The organism is Ktedonobacter racemifer DSM 44963 (genome assembly GCF_000178855.1).
Classification (GTDB): domain Bacteria; phylum Chloroflexota; class Ktedonobacteria; order Ktedonobacterales; family Ktedonobacteraceae; genus Ktedonobacter; species Ktedonobacter racemifer.
Window position 1 is genome coordinate 826,835 of sequence record NZ_ADVG01000002.1, and the last position, 16,848, is coordinate 843,682.

Annotated in this window: 23 protein-coding genes; 5 read left to right on the forward strand and 18 right to left on the reverse strand. The window is 55.5% G+C overall.

The genetic code is table 11. The annotated features are described in order from the left end of the window. The first annotated feature begins 44 nt into the window (after positions 1 to 44). Entirely contained in the window at positions 45 to 1,874 is a 1,830-nt protein-coding gene (locus KRAC_RS19870; protein ID WP_007910100.1) for a glycoside hydrolase family 3 protein, read from the forward strand. A gap of 332 nt (positions 1,875 to 2,206) precedes the next feature. Here the strand turns inward: KRAC_RS19870 and KRAC_RS19875 are convergent, their stop codons facing one another. Together KRAC_RS19875 and KRAC_RS71410 are read right to left on the reverse strand one after the other, a co-directional pair. After that, positions 2,207 to 2,632 carry a hypothetical protein gene (locus tag KRAC_RS19875; protein WP_007910102.1) on the reverse strand — a complete coding sequence of 142 codons (426 nt, stop codon included), beginning with the start codon at positions 2,630 to 2,632 and terminating at the stop codon, positions 2,207 to 2,209. An 18-nt stretch (positions 2,633 to 2,650) separates the two neighbouring features. Further along, the gene (locus KRAC_RS71410; RefSeq protein ID WP_211221303.1) at positions 2,651 to 2,872 is read right to left on the reverse strand and encodes a hypothetical protein; all 222 of its coding nucleotides are present in this window, start codon (positions 2,870 to 2,872) and stop codon (positions 2,651 to 2,653) included. Between the two features lie 4 nt (positions 2,873 to 2,876). Here KRAC_RS71410 and KRAC_RS19880 point away from each other — a divergent pair, with 4 nt between their 5' ends. The 3 genes from KRAC_RS19880 (at position 2,877) to KRAC_RS19890 (ending at position 4,762) form a co-directional block, all read left to right on the forward strand. Further along, a complete protein-coding gene (locus KRAC_RS19880) occupies positions 2,877 to 3,155 on the forward strand; it encodes a hypothetical protein (protein ID WP_040443914.1) in 279 nt (92 codons plus the stop codon). 59 nt (positions 3,156 to 3,214) lie between these two features. Beyond that, positions 3,215 to 3,568: a nitroreductase/quinone reductase family protein gene (locus KRAC_RS19885; RefSeq protein ID WP_007910105.1), complete on the forward strand. Its 354-nt coding sequence runs from the start codon at positions 3,215 to 3,217 to the stop codon at positions 3,566 to 3,568. Positions 3,569 to 3,772: 204 nt separating this feature from the next. After that, on the forward strand, positions 3,773 to 4,762 hold the full coding sequence (locus KRAC_RS19890) for an aldo/keto reductase (protein WP_040444534.1): 990 nt from the start codon (positions 3,773 to 3,775) through the stop codon (positions 4,760 to 4,762). Positions 4,763 to 5,225: 463 nt separating this feature from the next. On the opposite strand, the gene sigZ is transcribed toward KRAC_RS19890, so the two are convergent. The 3 genes from sigZ to KRAC_RS73770 form a co-directional block, all read right to left on the reverse strand. Next, positions 5,226 to 5,906: an RNA polymerase sigma factor SigZ gene (gene sigZ / locus KRAC_RS19895; RefSeq protein WP_007910107.1), complete on the reverse strand. Its 681-nt coding sequence runs from the start codon at positions 5,904 to 5,906 to the stop codon at positions 5,226 to 5,228. Between the two features lie 41 nt (positions 5,907 to 5,947). Continuing rightward, complete coding sequence (locus KRAC_RS19900) at positions 5,948 to 6,190, reverse strand: hypothetical protein (protein ID WP_040443916.1); 243 nt, start codon at positions 6,188 to 6,190, stop codon at positions 5,948 to 5,950. A 309-nt stretch (positions 6,191 to 6,499) separates the two neighbouring features. Further along, the gene (locus KRAC_RS73770) at positions 6,500 to 6,700 is read right to left on the reverse strand and encodes a hypothetical protein (protein WP_169460914.1); all 201 of its coding nucleotides are present in this window, start codon (positions 6,698 to 6,700) and stop codon (positions 6,500 to 6,502) included. A 130-nt stretch (positions 6,701 to 6,830) separates the two neighbouring features. Between KRAC_RS73770 and KRAC_RS62020 the strand changes: the two genes are divergently transcribed. After that, entirely contained in the window at positions 6,831 to 8,090 is a 1,260-nt protein-coding gene (locus KRAC_RS62020) for a M28 family metallopeptidase (RefSeq protein WP_007910110.1), read from the forward strand. A 306-nt stretch (positions 8,091 to 8,396) separates the two neighbouring features. Here KRAC_RS62020 and KRAC_RS19915 read toward each other — a convergent pair whose 3' ends face one another. From KRAC_RS19915 to KRAC_RS19965, 13 genes are all read right to left on the reverse strand, one after another. Then, complete coding sequence (locus tag KRAC_RS19915) at positions 8,397 to 9,596, reverse strand: MFS transporter (protein WP_169460915.1); 1,200 nt, start codon at positions 9,594 to 9,596, stop codon at positions 8,397 to 8,399. Positions 9,597 to 9,720: 124 nt separating this feature from the next. Continuing rightward, a complete protein-coding gene (locus KRAC_RS19920; protein WP_007910118.1) occupies positions 9,721 to 11,169 on the reverse strand; it encodes an FAD-dependent oxidoreductase in 1,449 nt (482 codons plus the stop codon). Between the two features lie 40 nt (positions 11,170 to 11,209). Continuing rightward, the gene (locus tag KRAC_RS19925; protein WP_007910119.1) at positions 11,210 to 11,737 is read right to left on the reverse strand and encodes an arsinothricin resistance N-acetyltransferase ArsN1 family A; all 528 of its coding nucleotides are present in this window, start codon (positions 11,735 to 11,737) and stop codon (positions 11,210 to 11,212) included. Then, complete coding sequence (locus KRAC_RS19930) at positions 11,722 to 12,210, reverse strand: MarR family winged helix-turn-helix transcriptional regulator (RefSeq protein WP_007910120.1); 489 nt, start codon at positions 12,208 to 12,210, stop codon at positions 11,722 to 11,724. The genes KRAC_RS19925 and KRAC_RS19930 overlap by 16 nt, the downstream gene beginning before the upstream one ends. 131 nt (positions 12,211 to 12,341) lie before the next feature. Further along, on the reverse strand, positions 12,342 to 12,536 hold the full coding sequence (locus KRAC_RS74595) for an NAD(P)/FAD-dependent oxidoreductase (protein WP_040443920.1): 195 nt from the start codon (positions 12,534 to 12,536) through the stop codon (positions 12,342 to 12,344). A gap of 29 nt (positions 12,537 to 12,565) precedes the next feature. Continuing rightward, positions 12,566 to 13,270, reverse strand: a complete 705-nt coding sequence (locus KRAC_RS19940) for an MIP family channel protein (protein WP_040443922.1) — start codon at positions 13,268 to 13,270, stop codon at positions 12,566 to 12,568. After that, positions 13,179 to 13,820, reverse strand: coding sequence for an ArsA-related P-loop ATPase (locus KRAC_RS66235; RefSeq protein WP_169460916.1), 642 nt, complete (start codon positions 13,818 to 13,820; stop codon positions 13,179 to 13,181). Before KRAC_RS66235 ends, KRAC_RS19940 begins: the two co-directional genes overlap by 92 nt. Then, complete coding sequence (locus KRAC_RS19945; protein WP_052568423.1) at positions 13,796 to 14,683, reverse strand: TRC40/GET3/ArsA family transport-energizing ATPase; 888 nt, start codon at positions 14,681 to 14,683, stop codon at positions 13,796 to 13,798. The genes KRAC_RS66235 and KRAC_RS19945 overlap by 25 nt, the downstream gene beginning before the upstream one ends. Before the next feature lie 50 nt (positions 14,684 to 14,733). Beyond that, positions 14,734 to 14,883: a hypothetical protein gene (locus KRAC_RS71425; protein WP_007910122.1), complete on the reverse strand. Its 150-nt coding sequence runs from the start codon at positions 14,881 to 14,883 to the stop codon at positions 14,734 to 14,736. 61 nt (positions 14,884 to 14,944) lie between these two features. Continuing rightward, entirely contained in the window at positions 14,945 to 15,277 is a 333-nt protein-coding gene (locus tag KRAC_RS19950) for an ArsR/SmtB family transcription factor (RefSeq protein WP_007910123.1), read from the reverse strand. Positions 15,278 to 15,435: 158 nt separating this feature from the next. Beyond that, positions 15,436 to 15,861 (reverse strand): arsenate reductase ArsC, encoded by a 426-nt coding sequence (locus KRAC_RS19955; protein WP_007910124.1) that lies wholly within the window; start codon positions 15,859 to 15,861, stop codon positions 15,436 to 15,438. Positions 15,862 to 15,960: 99 nt separating this feature from the next. After that, positions 15,961 to 16,284 (reverse strand): winged helix-turn-helix domain-containing protein, encoded by a 324-nt coding sequence (locus tag KRAC_RS19960; protein ID WP_052568428.1) that lies wholly within the window; start codon positions 16,282 to 16,284, stop codon positions 15,961 to 15,963. A gap of 241 nt (positions 16,285 to 16,525) precedes the next feature. Further along, positions 16,526 to 16,798 (reverse strand): cation efflux transmembrane domain-containing protein, encoded by a 273-nt coding sequence (locus KRAC_RS19965; RefSeq protein ID WP_274532131.1) that lies wholly within the window; start codon positions 16,796 to 16,798, stop codon positions 16,526 to 16,528. Between the last annotated feature and the right edge of the window lie 50 nt (positions 16,799 to 16,848).

Genomic DNA, 16,848 nt, shown 5'->3' on the forward strand with positions numbered 1-16,848 from the left:
GAACAACGCTGGGAGGCTCTCTCACTAAGGAGAAACGGAAGTATATGCCTGTACAAACACTCTCTACTGATGATGGTTTCGCGTATCGCGATCTGAACAAAAACGGACGCCTGGACCCCTATGAAGATCCCCGTGTGCCGCTTGAGGAGCGCGTGGAAGATCTGCTGGGACAGATGACGCTGGAAGAGAAAGCGGGTTTGCTCTTCCAGACCATGATCGCGATGAACTCCGATGGAACGTTAAGCGAGGGCGACGGTCCTTTCCCGACGGAGTCGACGACTGAGATGGTGTCTCGGAAGTTGATGAATCATTTCAACATTCTCTACGGCTCTGCCCCCAGGCAGATCGCGGAATGGTACAATCGCCTCCAGGCCCTGGCCGAGGAGACACGCCTGGGCATTCCGGTGACCATTTCCACTGATCCGCGCCACGCTTTTAGCAGCAATCCTGGAGCCAGCTTTCTGGCCGGAGCCTTTTCGCAGTGGCCAGAGCCGCTAGGTCTGGCCGCCATCAATGATCCCGCGCTGGTGGAGGAGTTTGGCGATATGGCGCGCCAGGAATACACAGCGGTGGGTATTCGCGTGGCGCTTCACCCCATGGCCGACCTGGCAACGGAGCCGCGCTGGGCGCGCATTAACGGGACCTTTGGCGAGGATGCAGAGCGTTCCGGTAAGATGACCGCCGCGTATATTCGTGGTTTCCAGGGAGAGCACATTGGCCCGGAGAGTGTCTCCTGCATGGTCAAGCACTTTCCTGGCGGGGGTCCGCAGAAAGATGGCGAGGATCCACACTTCGCGTATGGACGCGAGCAGGTCTATCCTGGTAACAACTTTGACTATCACCTCCAACCCTTTGAAGATGCCTTTGCGGCGGGCGTTTCCCAGGTTATGCCTTATTATGGCATGCCGGTGGGCCTGCCCATTGAAGAGGTTGGTTTTGGCTTCAACAAAGATGTCATCACCGATCTGTTGCGCCAGAAATATGCCTTTGATGGGATTGTGTGCACCGACTGGGGACTGCTCACCGACGTGGAAATGATGGGCGAGCCTTTTCCAGCACGCAGTTGGGGCGTTGAGCACCTGAGCATCTCGGAGAAGGCCAAGAAGGTTCTTGACGCGGGTGTTGACCAGTTTGGCGGCGAAGCCTGTCCTGAAGTGATTATCGACCTGGTCAGAAGCGGGCAGATCCCTGAAAGTCGGCTTGACATCTCGGTGCGCCGTCTGCTGCGCGAGAAATTCCGCCTGGGCCTGTTTGATCAGCCCTTTGTCGATCCTGATGCTGCCGAACGAATTGTTGGCAATGAGCGCTTCCAGGCGGCTGGAGCGCTGGCCCAGCGCAAAGCCTTTGTGCTACTAAAAAACGCTACTGGCGCAAACGGACCGACGCTGCCTCTGAGCGGCAGACCAAAGATTTACATTGAGAATGTCGCCCCAGACGTTGCCAGTACCTATGGAGAGGTGGTCGCCACGCCCGCCGAGGCCGATCTGGCCATTCTGCGCCTCCAGGCACCGTTCCAGCCTCCCAAGGGTGGCGGTTTCCTGGCTAACTTCTTCCACTCGGGCGACCTGGATTTCAAGGAAGAGGAACTAGCGCGCATTCTGAACGTGTTGAGCCAGGTTCCCACCATCGTTGACATCTACCTGGATCGACCAGCCGTGATGCCGGAGATCGCGGAACACAGCGCCGCTCTGCTGGCCAATTTTGGGGCCAGCGACGTAGCCCTGCTCGATGTGGTCTTTGGCCGCGTTGCTTCTCAGGGCACCCTGCCTTTTGAACTGCCCTCCTCCATGGAAGCGGTACGCAAGCAACGCTCGGATGTGCCTTTTGACTCGGAGCAACCGCTCTTTCCCTTTGGGCATGGGTTGTCCTATTAAAAAGCATCTCCTTGAAAGAGGATGGGTGGGTAGAACCACTACTATGATAGTGTGGTTCTCCCCACTGATTATTTGCCTATGACTTAAGCATATAAAGAATCTCTGGTTTGAGGTGGATCATGGCTCGCCCTCGATGGGTGATAGTATTGCTCTTTATCCAAACCTGCGTACAGACAGCAAAGAAGGCGTATAGGCGAAGCATTTCTGATGCTTCAACCAGAGCACTCACATGTAGCAAAGAATTAAGGCAGAAGAATATAGGATTGTGGTAGGGCAATGCCTGAGGCATTGCCCTACCACAATCCTATTTCCAAACGAAGCCGGGCTGGAATTTACCAGGGATGATATTTTCCGCCTGGAGCCTTAATCACGGTTACCACTGTGGCAGGCACCCAGGCCTGGCGATGATTGTAGTTAATCTCGTACCAGAGGTTATTGCTATCGTCAGTAGCAGTCAGGCCAGAGACGAAGAGCGCGCCATTAGGGGCGTCGCCTATCTGGTAGGTATCGCTACCCGTAGGGCGACCATATACCTTGACGGTTGTCGAGCCGCTCTGGCTAAGCGAAACCACATTACCCACAACGTCTAACCCCGCGCCAGAAGGAACTGCCAACCAGGCCGTCCGGCCGTTCGCGAAGTAGCTCGGACTCGAGTCATGCAGATGCGTTGTCTCACCAAACCAGACCTGGTACATCGTGGCACCAGTTCCAGCCTGGTCTGACGTCTTACTCAGGTAGGTATATAGAAACTTTGACACAGCGCTTTTCCTGCGCCATCAGGAAGAAGTGTGGATGACTGAGCACATCCCATCCAGGTGCTGCGCAAAGGGGCATGACATGACGTCGCCGTCTGGCTGCACCAACGCCAGATGGCGATGCCCACGTGCAATGAGGTGCTGAGCCGCAAGAGCGCCTACGGCCTCGCTGGGCAAGACGAACAAATGAGCCTCTTCTCTGGTTTTCCATCGCTCATCTGCCAGATTTGCAGAATCTGTCAATCATTTGCGACAATCATTCTATCGCCCTGTGCAAAGGCGCGTCTATAATGATCTTCAGACAGAGCAGAGATTCCCTGAGCGGGGCGAGGGCGCCCTCGCCCCGCTCAGCCTCACCACTTTGCTATCGAACAGCCTGCTCATGGTGCTGTCCCTGTTCGCCCAACCGCCATCCATGCTGAAGGCGTACCACCGAACGTTTGAGGTGTTCTTGACAGCCATTTCACAGATCAAGGTGCAAGGGGCACGCTCCCCCGAACACCTGGAGCAAGTGACAGGTCGTTGAGCAGTTGCCACGACAAGCAGCAGTCAAAATGATGAGCAAGAACATCGAAGGAGATCCCTATGGCACACGCCGATTTTCACACGGGTCTGCAGAGCGCCCAGATCATCGATATCACCGTGACTGGTCGAACGTCCGGTCGCCCCATTTCGCTTCCCATCTGGTTCGCCCTGGATGGCAACAAGCTCTATCTGATCCCAGTGAAAGGATCAGAGACCGACTGGTACAAAAACGTACTCAAAACACCAATCATCCGCCTGACAGCCAGAGGGGAGACGCTCACCACAAACGCCCGTTTTCTCACCGACGAGGTGCAGCTCGACAGGGTTCTTGAGAAGTTTCGCAACAAGTATGGGAGGAACGTGAAGTCCTACTACCCCAAGTACAACGTTGCCGTTGAAGTCCCACTCGAATGAGGGTACCGTTTGATTCTGGCAGGCTCGTTTGTTGTTCCCGATTCCTTTCATTTCGCACGACGTTCTTCGTGGTTGAGGGAAAATGAGAAAAGACGCATGGGAGCCGAACGCATCATCCTGCTGGGACATCAAGCGAGCCACCTGGACCTGGGGCCGTCGTTTTGGCGCGACCGACCTTTCACGCAAAGACAGGAGACAAGACGAATGCAGAAACGCACACTTGGCAAGAGCAACCTGGAGGTTTCGGCCCTCGGGCTCGGCTGTATGGGCATGAGCTATGCCTACGGTCCAGCACCCGACAAACAGGAGATGATCCAACTGCTTCGGATGGCAGTCGAACGCGGCATGACGTTTTTTGATACTGCTGAATCGTATGGACCGTATGTGAACGAAGAACTGGTGGGCGAAGCGCTTGCTCCCTATCGCGAGAACGTGGTGATCGCCACCAAATTCGGCTTCCATTTTGGTCCCAACGCGGAGCGGTTGGGCCTTTCGAGTAAGCCAGAGCATATCAAGCACGTCGTTGAGGGGTCTCTCAAACGACTCAGGATCGAAACCATTGATCTGTACTATCAGCACCGTGTGGACCCGGAGGTGCCCATTGAAGACGTGGCCGGAACGGTGAAGGAGCTGATCGAGGCAGGGAAGGTGAAGCACTTTGGCCTTTCCGAGGCAGGTGCGCAGACGATTCGGAGGGCGCACGCCGTTCAACCGCTCACGGCGGTCCAGAGCGAATACTCGCTGTGGACGAGAGATCCCGAAGCGGAGGCGCTGCCGACGTGCGAGGAACTCGGCATCGGTTTCGTGCCTTTTAGCCCGCTTGGCAGTGGCTTCCTCACGGGAAAGATTGCCACGACGACGACCTTCGATCCATCCGACATCAGGACCTCGTACCCGCGCTTTGCCCCAGAGGCTCGCCAGGCGAATCAGGCCCTGGTCGATCTGCTGGGCAGGATCGCAGAGCAGAAAAAGGCGACGACTGCGCAGATCGCACTCGCCTGGCTACTGGCCCAGAAACCATGGATTGTTCCCATCCCCGGCATGCGGAAGCTGGAACGCCTCGACGAGAACATGGGAGCAGCCGGCGTCGAACTGACATCCGACGACCTCCGCGAGATCGAAAGTGCCGCATCAAAAATCAAGGTACAAGGGTCTCGGCTCCCCGATGCCATTCTCAAAATGACCGGTCGTTAGGCCAGGGAATCGGCATCGGCTTCGTTCCCTTTAGCCCTCTCGGGAAAGGCTTCCTCACCGGCAAGATCGATGAGAACACGAGAACGGGTTTATCGAGCGTTTATCTCTTCATCCCTCTTTGTCCTCCCGCCGAAACGTGCGGGAGGTGGAGTTGCTCCACTTCAGTAGAAGCCAAGAACAGAAGGCACGTTTCCTTTGCCTAGAAATTGAGGCGTTCATCATGAGAGAACGCAAAAGAGGCTGAAGCCATACGGTTTTACTTCAACCTCTCCCTCTTAGATCCCTAGAACACAGCTAGAGACCAGCGCTATTCCCCTTTCTCCAACACCCAATGGATGTCGCTCAGTATGTCCTCTCACTCGCGAGGTTCTATAAGCTCAAGGTCATCAAGGGCAGAAAACTCGCCTAACCCGATTTCCGCGTCCATAATCAGGCTTACAATCTGTTCATGAGACTTGGACATTCAAGCCTTAAGACCAATATCCCCTATCTTGATGACTGACAAGATGGTGTTTGCCTGAGAAGATGCGCACGTTGCTTGAGATGTGCATGCACACCGTTCAGTAGAGCGCCCTTTTTTCTCATGCTCTTGTGTTTGGCAACAGGTGCAATGGGAGTAGTAGTCAATAACGCGTCCAAGGCGATCAAACTCAATGTGACAACAATCCAGCACGACTTGCTTCAGCTTTTCGCGCGCCCGTTGCACCCGTGACTTGGCTCCTGAAAACGAGAGCCCCAGGCGCGTTGCCAATTCTTTCTGTGAGAGACCTTGCATATCGGTGAGCAGAAGCGCCTCTTGATAGGCAGGAGGCAAGCAGGCAATCATGGCAGCGACCGACGCGGCCAATTGCGCCTGTACGTTCTCTTCTGGAATTTCATCGAGAGGCAGCATCTCCTCGGCATCCTCTAATGGAACGTCCTGCCTCCTTTTGCGATAGTGATCAATGATCAGATTGCGCGCAATCTGGTACATCCAGCTTTCTAGCTTGTCATGTTCGCGCAACGAGTCGACCTGCGTGTGCATCTTAAGGAAGACTTCCTGGAGCAGGTCTTCAGCCTGCTCCTCGGTTGCCACGCGTCGAAGGATAAAGCGATAGAGGGGGTCATGGAGTGTTTGCCAGGCAGACTCAATCGTGTGAACCATTCCTTCATACCTTCTCTTTTGATAAAGCATATCTGCCTGTATTATGCACAGCACGTCAAGGGCTGGGAAGAGCAACAGAGTTGAGCGCCAGCGTTCCTGGTGCTATTTGTGCCAAGGAGCAGCGAAACTCCGTGCTTGAGCCTGGTGGAGACACCATCCATCCACGCGCTTTTTCTCCTGTCTGCTTCCCTGGCCAAACGTGCGGTCTGGAACCGATGCAGGGAAAGACGAGCCTGTTCATACTCCTGCTGGCGCCAGTGCGCCAGTGCCTCTTCTCGAAACATTTTCATGTCCCTTCCTGTTGTTAAAATCATTTCTATCCATGTAGACGGAGCCGGATGAAAAAGGACGCATCTGGGCACGCAGCCGTTGTGGTCTAGTTCCAATTGCACCCTCATCTTTGCTTGTTGGCTTCACAGTTTGTACACAGCAACAGCATATAAAATTGTTGCGTCTTTTGGCGAGGAGGGACGTCTGCCTAGATGAGCATGCCTCAAGGCATACAGAGTTGAACAGACGAAACGAAAAACAAAGGAGTATGCATTTATGACCCAGGTCTCCAATTCGTCAAAACCAGCAGCTAAAGGTGGTTTTCAGCACGGCCTTCCCACCGTTTCAACCTTGCCGGTCCAGCAGAGTGGATGTTGTGGCACAACCAGCCAGTCCGCAGGAGCAGGATGTTGCGGAGAACCCACGTCCAGCCAGGCTGTCGTCGCTTCAGACATCCAGGCAACAGGTGGGTGTTGTGGCACGACCAGCCAGGCCGCAAGCACAGGGTGTTGCGGGGAATCCACATCCAATACCGCCCTCTCCACTGAGACGCAGGTGACAGGCGGGTGTTGTGGAGAACCCGTACAAGGAGATTCCCCTGCGAGCCAACAGCGATGCTGCTAATAACAACGGCTAGGTGGAAGGAGAGACCGCATGGTGACTGACATGGCAACTGAGCACACTGCTCCGCCTGACCTTCTCGCGGCCCTCACGCTTCTCAATCCAGTTCGCATGATGGAGCACACACACCAGTTGTGTGCTCCTGCTTTTGCTGGTCGACGTGTGGGGACGCAGGGACACGCGAGGACAACGGATTTTCTGGTAGAGCAATGGAAGACCCTAGGGTGGGAGACAACCACACAGGCCTTTCCACTTTCGGCTCCAGTATTTGAACAGGCTGCCCCACTCCTGCTGGAACAGGTAACATCGGAGGGTGAGGTGCTCCACGCCTTTGTACAGCGTACCGAGTACTGTGAGCACCCACGATCCGCCTTTCAGCCGGACATCGTAGCAGGGACAGTTGTTGCGTTTTCGGAAGAGGGTGCTAGTGATCGCTACCAGGGAGCGTGGGTAGCGCTTGATGCTGTTCCACAGGGGACCGCATTCACAACGCTGGCCAACGAGCTTGCACAACAAGGAGCGCTTGGTCTGCTGACACCTCTCTACGCGACCGCTGATGGCTATCTGGTAAAGCGTATCATTGCCAGTGCCTCCGTTGCCCTTCCAGTGCTCTCAGTTCGAGCAGACCTACACACGCAACTGGTAGGGACAAGGATACGCGCACGCGTTCCCGCCTTTGCGCACCAGACCCAGGGGTATAACGTTCTGGTGCAACGTCCTGGAACCGATGAGCGCTTTGCCAATGCACCCCTGATCCTGGGTGCTCATTATGACGGAGTTGGGGATGATGTTGGAGGTCCGCGCCTCCCCGGCGCCACAGATAACGCGGCTGCTGTCGCGGTCTTACTCGAACTGGCACGAACAATCACACAGATTCCGCTCCAGTTCAGGCGCCCTCTCCTCTTTGTCGCCTTTGATGCTGAAGAAGTCGGGACGCAAGGGTCCTTTGCCCTGGCAACTCAGCTCAAAGCACAGGGGAACGCGCCGCTCATGCTCAATCTAGATGGAGCAGCCTGTCTCAATGAAGCCGTCTGGGTTGAGCCAGGTCCGCAGACCGACACCTTACTCCAGGCCCTTGATCAGGCGGGGCGCTGGCTCGATATCCCGCTCATCGTGGGCAACATTGCTTCCGACCAGCGACCATTTGTTCAGGCGGGATTTCCGGCGGTGGGATTGAGTGTTGGGGCGGCACAGTTGCATACCCCTGGTGATGCGATTGAGCGCGTTCAGCCAGAGGCTCTTCACCTGGCAGCGACACTCCTCCTCGCCACGCTCTGGCAACTTGCGATGTGATGTCAGAGCCGGTGAAAATCCGAGCCGGTTTAGGCGCGTTTTGCCTCAATGGCTGAGCGAGTGTAGCACGCTTCTCACGCGGCATCAAGGCCGCTTCGCTTCCCCTTGACGCCGCGTGAGAAGCGTGCTCAGAAAAAAGATGCGCCATTGAAGCGAAAAAAATGGTCATTTCTTTCGCCCTCGAAAAGCAGCCATTCCGGTTCTAAATCGGCTCAGAATTACGTCGGCGTTAATAGTGATCGCGAAATAACGTTGTTTGCCGGCCTCTCGTACGTATGAGAGGCCGGCAAACAACGTCACTCTTTTTCATGCTCCTTCCAGTCTCTCACCAGCTACTGGCCTCCGCTGCCTGGCTGGAGGCGTGAGAGCGATGCCGATGCCCGCCAGAAGAAATCCCCCGGCACACAACCAGAAAGCGAGGTCATAGCGCCCAAGCAGGTCATAGAGCCAACCTGCTGCCAGAGGGCCAGCCGCAGTACAGAGTGCAATGGGCAGCCCTTGCAGCGCGGTGATGGCTCCATACGCCTTCTTGCCAAAATAATCCGCAACCACCGAGGCTTTGAGCGGAGAGATAGCTCCAAAAGCCGCCCCATAGAGCAGCACATACACCAGCAGCCAGGGAATCGATGGGGCCAGGATGAGAAAGACGACCCCCAGGGCCTGCACCACATGACAGAGTCCAAGCAGCACACGTGGGGAGACGCGTTCGCTCAAGAGATTGAGCCCGACGCGTCCTGGTAAACTTGCCAGGCCTAATCCTCCGGCAAGGGTCGCGGCAAGCACTGGATCATATCCGCGGTGGATCAGGTGCGCAATCTGGTGGGTAAAGAGAACGGTGTTGCCAAGCATCGCGATGGCAAACGAGATGGTCAGCGTCCAAAAAGGCCTTTGCCGCAAGGCCTGCCGGGCCGTCACCTCCTCTCCTCTCAACAAAGAGCGCTCTTGATGCTCATGAAGCGTTCGCGTGCCCTCTCCTCCGGGTGCTCGGCGCAGCAGCAGCCCATGGAGCGGCACAGCAATGACGAGATGCAGTCCCCCAAAGAGGAGCAGCATGCTTCGCCAGCCCATGATGGGAAGCAAGGCCCCAGCCAGGGGAAAGAAGATGGGTGAGGCCAGTCCACCGAGAAAGGTCAGGACCGCAAAGGCCTTCCCTCGTCCCTGTTCAAACCAGGTCGTAATGACGGTAAAGGTGACTGGGTAGAGAAAGAGCGCCATGGCAATACCCATGCCTCCCACCCACAGCAGCGCGAATTGCCAGGCGGCATGCGCAGATGCCAATCCAAAGAGGGTCAGTCCACCCAGCAGAGAACCCAGCGTCATAAGCAGACGAGCACCATAACGATCCACAAGGTACCCAACGGGAACGCCCAACAGTCCGGCGAGGAGCAAGCTCACCGCATAGACACTGGAGATGCTGGCTCGGTTCCAGTGGAAGGTGTCACTCACGGGAACGATAAGTGTGCCAAAGAGGTATTGCGTCGTCCCGTACGAAAGAATCGTGGTCAAACCAAGCGCTCCCACCAGAATCCAGCCATAGGAAGAGCGCCTGGAAGAGAGAAGTCCCTTCTCTCGTATGGAAGCGTATGCGAGAGGCTGCTGGGAAGAGGCTCGCCTCTCCCCAGCATCGTTGCTAGCCACAGCAGTTCCCTTGCGCAACGACCTGGAGACCCTTGCCAGGGAATTGCCTGACTCCGAGGGTCACCGGAACCTGAGCTGGCTGCGGTGTACAGCAACTGGCGCTTTCCTCTCTGGTCGCTGTTGGTTCTTGGGCGCCCCCTGTTCCACAACTTTCCGAGGCACAGCAGGACCCACCATTGTCCACTGAGCAGACGCCCGTCTCCGGTAGTTCGAGTTCAACCCGGCGCGCGCTTTCCCAATCACCAGTGAGAGCCGCGACAATCGAGCGTATCTGCTCGTAGCCAGTGAGCATCAAGAAGGTCGGCGCACGGCCATAACTCTTCATACCAACGATGTAGAAGTTGGCTTCTGGATGGGTCAGCTCATCCACCCCATGAGGAGGAACGGTCCCGCAGCTATGTACATTCGGGTCAATCAACGGAGCCAGGACCGCCGGGCTCTCCACCGCCGGGTCAAGCGCGAGGCGTAGCTCGTTGACGAGTGAGAGGTCGGGGCGGAAGCCGGTCGTCGCAATGATCTCATCGACTGGGGGAAGCTCCGCTTCGTAACCCGCCAGGGAAATCCCTTGCGCTGTCTGAGAGAGTTTCTGAATCTGGACATTGCTTACCATGCGCAGCTGGCCGCTGTCTACCAGGCGGCGGATGCGTGCGCCGAGCTGCCCGCGTTCAGCGAGCGCATCACTCTCGCCGCCACCATAGAGCTGACCAGCCTCCTTGCGCCGAATCGCCCAGAACAACTGAGTGGCGGGTTCCTCTCGTGCAAGGGCTTCGAGTTCAAGCAACGCATTGAAAGCCGAGTGTCCACTGCCAACAACTAGTACCCGACGACCTGCATAGCGTGCGCGATCTTTGCCCAGGACATCGGGAATCCCGTAGAAGATGCACTGTTGCAAGGCTCGTTCGCCTAATGCAGGCATGCCATGTGCCCCCAATGTATTCGGCTGCTGATAGGTACCCGAGGCATCAATCACGGCTTTAGCCAGCACATCTTCCTCGTCCCCATCGGCATGCTCGACACGAAGCACAAAGGGCGCCTCCTCGCGACCAGGCGTTTTCATCTTGTCATATCCCAGGCGCGTGACGACCAGGACGCGCGTCTTGAGGCGAAGATGGGGTTGGAGTGCAGGCACCTGAGAGAGGGGTTCGAGGTACTGCTCAACGAGTTCACGCCCTGTGGGATAGCCCTCACCGTCAGGAGCCCGCCAACTGGTTTCCTCTAACAGCGAGACCGCCTGGCTATCGAGCATATAACGCCAGGGAGAGAAGAGGCGGACGTGTCCCCAACGTAGTACCGAGGCCCCTACCGTATCGCCTGCCTCAAAAAGAAGAGGGGTTTCTCCACGACGCAGAAGATGTGCAGCGGCAGCCAGTCCAATAGGTCCCGCTCCAATAATAGCCACGGGAAGCGAGGAGGGGAATTCAGATGGCATCGAATAACTCATAGTGTGTCTCCTTCTAAAGAAACATATACGTTTTTGTTTGCTAAATAGTATGACGAGATGACTGGTCAAAGGACGCAGTGGCAAGATTGCTGGCAATGAGATATTCGACAATCACCACATCGCGCCAAATACCATCAAGTTGTCCATGTTTTTCATAGATGCCCACTTCGCGAAATCCCAGTGAGCGTAACAGGCCACGGCTGGCCTCGTTCTCCACAAACACGCGTGAGAGCAGTTTCCAGAATCCCGCAGCGGCGCTCTCCTGAAGCAGGTACGTGATCGCCAGGCGGCCTGCGCCTTTGCCGCGCCAATCGCGCCGAACATAGACAGAGAACTCGGCAATGCCTGCATAGCAAGGACGCGAGCGATACGAGGAAGTGGAGGCATAGGCGATGATATCCTGTTCCTGCTCTACCACCACAATGGGATGCATGCCATCAAACCAGGATGCGACCATGGCCTCGGTGCGCAACTGCGTCTCAAACGTTCCCACCCGGTCCTCGATCCCCTGATTGTAAATGGTTGCAATTGCCGAGGCATCAGCAACCGTGGCTACTCGCACCCGCATGCTGCTCCTCCCTGATCCGCATTGTCAGTTGTCTCCGCCTCCGTGGTCAGGGTCTGTAAGGCCTGCTGGAGCAGTTCGAGGGAGGAACGAACCATCTCATGTTGCGCTGCGGGAATATGCTCGAATGTTTGCTCTGCCAGGTCATTAAGGGTGCCGCTCAGTTCGGCCAGGCGCTCCTCGCCTGCGGCAGACAGCGAGAGTTGAACCGTACGCCGGTCCCGCGTACTGGCAACTTTCTCCACCAGTCCTTCCTGCACCAGTTGCTCAACGGCACGACTAGTCCAGCCTTTATCCAGGCCAACCCGGCGACTCAGTTCGGCCAGCGTTACAGGGCCACTCCGTCCCAGTTCTGTCAGCACATTACACTGGGTAGAGGTAGTTCCTCTACAATAAGCCACACAATTGCGCTGCAACTGCACATGCAGGCGTGCGACTTCTCGTAACAAAGCCCCTGTCGATACATGAGATCCCATCGTATTCCTCCTATCTTTTTCGTTGCGGTAAGCAACGAGTGATATGACCAGTATACCTCCTCCCTATTTCGTTGTCAATGGCAACGTTGCGTGATGCAACAAATGAAAGGCAATTTCAGCGTGTGTGAGTTCTACGGCATTCGTGTGACCTCGATGACACTGCCAACGATCTCTGGCACCGGATCTCTCTTCTCGATCTGTTGTTGCTCTAACCATCGTCTCACATCCATCGCGGCACGAACGCCATCCGCCGCTGCGGTAATAGCCTGGCGGTAGTAAGGATCAGCCACATCTCCAGCAGCAAAGACGTCAGCAATTGAGGTCATTGTCCGTTCGGCTGGAAGAATATAACCTTTTACTCTTCTACGCTAAGCGTCTCTGGTTCCAGTTGAGGGACAGGTGGAACGGGCAGGCGCAACCACTGGTAGAGGATGGCTCCCAGGCAGGCACCAAGGAGAGGGCCGATCCAATACGCCCAATGCCCATTCCATGCGCCGGAGAGCAGCGCGGGGCCAAATGAGCGCGCAGGATTCATCGACGCGCCGCTAATAGGACCTCCCCACATCGCATCGAGGGCAACGGTGGCACCAATGGCGAGCGCGGCCAACTGTCCCACTGCTCGGGTATCCGTTGCGACAGAAATAATGACAAACATGAGCGCGGCTGAGAGCAAGATTTCCAGGCCAAAGGACTGCCAGACGCTCCCATGGGGAAGCGTTGCTCCAAGGAGAGCCACGGGGCCAAAGAGCAGACGGAGGGTCGCGGCTCCCAGGACGGCTCCCATGAGTTGTCCAACAATATAGACGGGAACGTCTTTCCAGGCAAAGTGACGAGTCAGGGCGAAGGCGACCGTCACGGCAGGGTTGAAGTGTGCCCCGGAAAGGTGGCCTGTTGCGGCAATCATCACGGTAATAATGAGTCCAAAGGTCAGCGCAACCCCGACATGCGTCAGCGCACCCGTTATACTATCAACCATGATCGCACCACAACCAGCAGTGACCAGAGCATAGGTCCCAATAAGTTCTGCGCTGGCGCGACGCAGCAACGATGTTGTTTCCATAAAAATACTCCTCATAATAAGGTCTGACACGCCTGTGTCCTAAAGCAAAAATATGTTGTACACCGTTTCCTCTCCCTCCGAGAGAAATTTTTCTCTTGCCGCGAAGAGGGAACGAGGTAGAGACGTTATTTTCCCCGTCGAGTGGACCAGCGGCTGAGAGCACCTCTTGAGTATAGAGCTCTATCTCAAGAAGCGGATCAATCCGGCTCACCGTGAGATGGGGGAATGGTGTCGTTCCAACAGTGTGATCAAGATGCGCAGCCGTATCGGTGGTTGAGAGATGGACACGATGCCCCGCCTTTGCCAGTGCGAGCGCGAGTGCCGCGGCAACAGTCGTTTTGCCTACGCCTCCTTTTCCCATGGTCAGGATCACTCCACGCTGCTGTGTTGCGAGTTGATACACCAGTGCGTCGAGGCCTTCATCTGTCGAGAGGACTGACATCTCCTGCTCATCCTCGTGGCTGTCCCTCGTCATTGGCTCAAACGTGGCGACCTGGGCCAGCGCTCGTAATGCAGCAAGACCGGTCAGATTACTTGCGACAAGCGGCACAGTGCGCAGAGGAAGCACTCGCAACGGCTCTGGAAGTGCAAGTAGAGCAGCACCTTAACGTTCAACCAGGGCCTGGCAACCTGATCTTGTGTCTGTACATCTGGGAAAAGCCCATTGAGGAAGAGGCGTTGATTGGTGATATGAAGCGTCTGTAGCTCTTCGCTGGTTCGTGCCGCCTCACGAAGTGGACTCTCCTCGGGCCGGCTGACAAGCACAAGCGTTGTTTGTGTCGCGTCTGAGAGAGCCTGGACCGTTGCCGCATAGTGCTCACGCTGAGCCTCAAGTCCAGCCAGTGGGCCAAGGCAGCTCGCCCCATGCGTACCGGTTGCGACAAAACCACTCCAGGCTCGTGGCAAACTCAGCAGGCGAAGGGTATGACCAGTAGGTGCCGTGTCGAAGATGATATGATCATACTTCTGCACCAACTGTGCATCCGAGAGCAAACGCGTGAACTCGTTAAATGCCGCAATCTCAACAGTACACGCCCCCGATAACTGCTCTTCCATGTTCTGGACAATGGCAGCTGGCAAGCTCTGTCGACATGGGCCAATGACGCGTTCGCGATACGCTGCGGCGCTCGCTTCAGGATCAAGGTTTATAAGGAAGAGATCCTCGACACCTGGCACCGCTGTCATCGTAGAGGAAGCAGTGAGACCAAAGACATCATCAAGATTTGAGGCAGGATCAGTGCTCACAAGCAGGATACGCCGCCCGGTTTCCGCCGGGCGAAGGGCAACGGTACTGGAAATGGTCGTCTTGCCAACGCCGCCTTTTCCCGTAAAAAAGAGAAAGCGGGTGTGCCAATCCAGCCAGTCAAGAGGGAGGAGCGTGGCGAACACATCGTGTAGGGAAGAGATCTGCATGGATGTACAACGTTTCCTAGAAAGGCGTTATGCCTCTTACTGAGTGCATCTCATATACGTGACAGTAAAACACCAGGTGTGCTACAGCAGCCACTCTCGGGATCACAGCAGTTTCCATCGGTAGGCGGTGTTGACTTGGAAGCAGGAGCCTCAGAGCGAAAGGCCTGCTTGACTGCATAGACCAGTTCCACAGATAACATAGTCGTTTCTCCTTATCGCTTATCGCCGATTGACGATAATAGATGTCAAAAAGAATGCGGCTTACAATGCCGCGATGAGCGTCTTCAAATGCGCGACTGCTTCTCGATTGATATTGTAACAGGTTCTCGGACCATCAATATCTCCCTGAATAAGCCCTGCATCCTTCAAGATTTTGAGATGCTGACTGACAGTCGATTGAGCAAGTGGGAGCATTTGTACAATGTCACCACAAATACAGGCGTCAACCGTCTGGAGGAATCGGACAATCTGCACCCGCGTTGGGTGCGCAAGGGCTTTGCAGTACCGTGCGAGTTGATCACTCGTCGGCTCCACCTGGGGATTGCTACGCACACTTTCCTGCTCAGATGTGGATATGAGTGGAATTTGCTTCATGTGACCTGCCTTTCATCGTCAATCAACGATAAAAGTATAGAAAAAAAGTGAGGCATTGTCAAGGATGCTCTGTACTCACCCATCAATCGTGACGTATCTTCAGGGATAGGCTGACAATTGAGGACCTTCCTCTTCTCCTCTCTTCTTGACGGATGCTTCTACAAAGAGGGCGTTTTCGCCAATAATTCCTGTTCAATACGTGTACGAATGGCATCACGAACCTGGCGATAGACGGCAAGTTGCTCGTCGTGGCTGCCTGTCGCTCGCGAGGGATCAGGGAATGACCAGTGGCGTCGATGCTTGGCGCCCGGAAAGACTGGACATGCCTCCGCCGCCGAGTCACATACCGTAATCACGTCATCAAATGGCTCCTGAAGATAGCGATTGAGCGTCTTGGATTCTTGATGTGAGATATCAATACCGAGTTCGGCCATCGCCTCAAGAGCCAGTGGGCGCACATGGGTTGCTTCTGTGCCAGCGCTATACGCCTCAAACTGTTCACCGCCCAAGGCTCTCAGCAGCCCTTCAGCCATCTGTGAACGCGCGGAATTATGCGTACAGAGGAAAAGCACGCGTTGTGTCATACCAAAATCCTTTGTGAATGTTTGTCAGGGTGAGGACATCCCTCACCACGGCCTAGTATACAAGGCAATGGACGAGAGAGGCAAGAGAACAGTGTCTCCTCACCCCATAAAACGATATCCGATGCCTCGCACCGTTTGTATGCGTTGCGGGTGCGTCACATCCTCTTCAATTTTTTCCCGTAACCAATGCACATAGACATCAAGAAGGCGATCATCGTGCTGTTCAGTAAGGGGCTCATGAAAAGTTCCTGAAGGACCCGCCTGTACGTGGCCCAATAGTTCTCTGCGTGCAAGCATTATCCCTTGATGCTGCACAAAGTAGAGCACTAAATCAAAGAGCCGCGTAGAGAACTCGACCAGTCGCGCATTGAGCCATACCTCACGGCCACTCAGGTATCCGATCCCGCGTACTGTTTGCAACAATGTAGGATAGGCTGGATCCTCTTCAATGGATGCAAAAACGCTTATCCAAAGTGAAGGATGGGTGCTCCCTGCCAGCAGTTCTCTACCAGAACGGGCATAAAACCAGGATTTTCCTACGCTCAGTTCTAGATATTATATGAGAGTAACTGATCTGAGCGCGATAATGGCAAGAAAGGACAACGTGCTGAGAGCTATTCTTCAAGGAATTCATCAGCACGCTTGAGTCGTGGTTTCGAGCAATCTATGCCTTGTTCAGAGTACTTTCGTGCAGGGCATGGATGGCTTCTCTGACGCCGTAGTAGAGAATGACGAGTGAAGCAAGCGGATCAGCCCACCACCAGCCAAAGAGTGCATTGAGGGCCAGTCCAAGCAAAACCGCCCCTGCCAGGTAGGCATCCACCAGAGTCACACGTCCCTCGGTCAGCAAGACCTCATTTTTTAACTGCCTTCCAGTGATCCGCTTCCCCAAGGCAAGCAGAAGCATGACGAGAAAAGTCGTGGCCGTCCAGGCAATGCCACCTCATCAATAGTCCTCTTATTTTATTTCGGATGGACAAGGTTGCC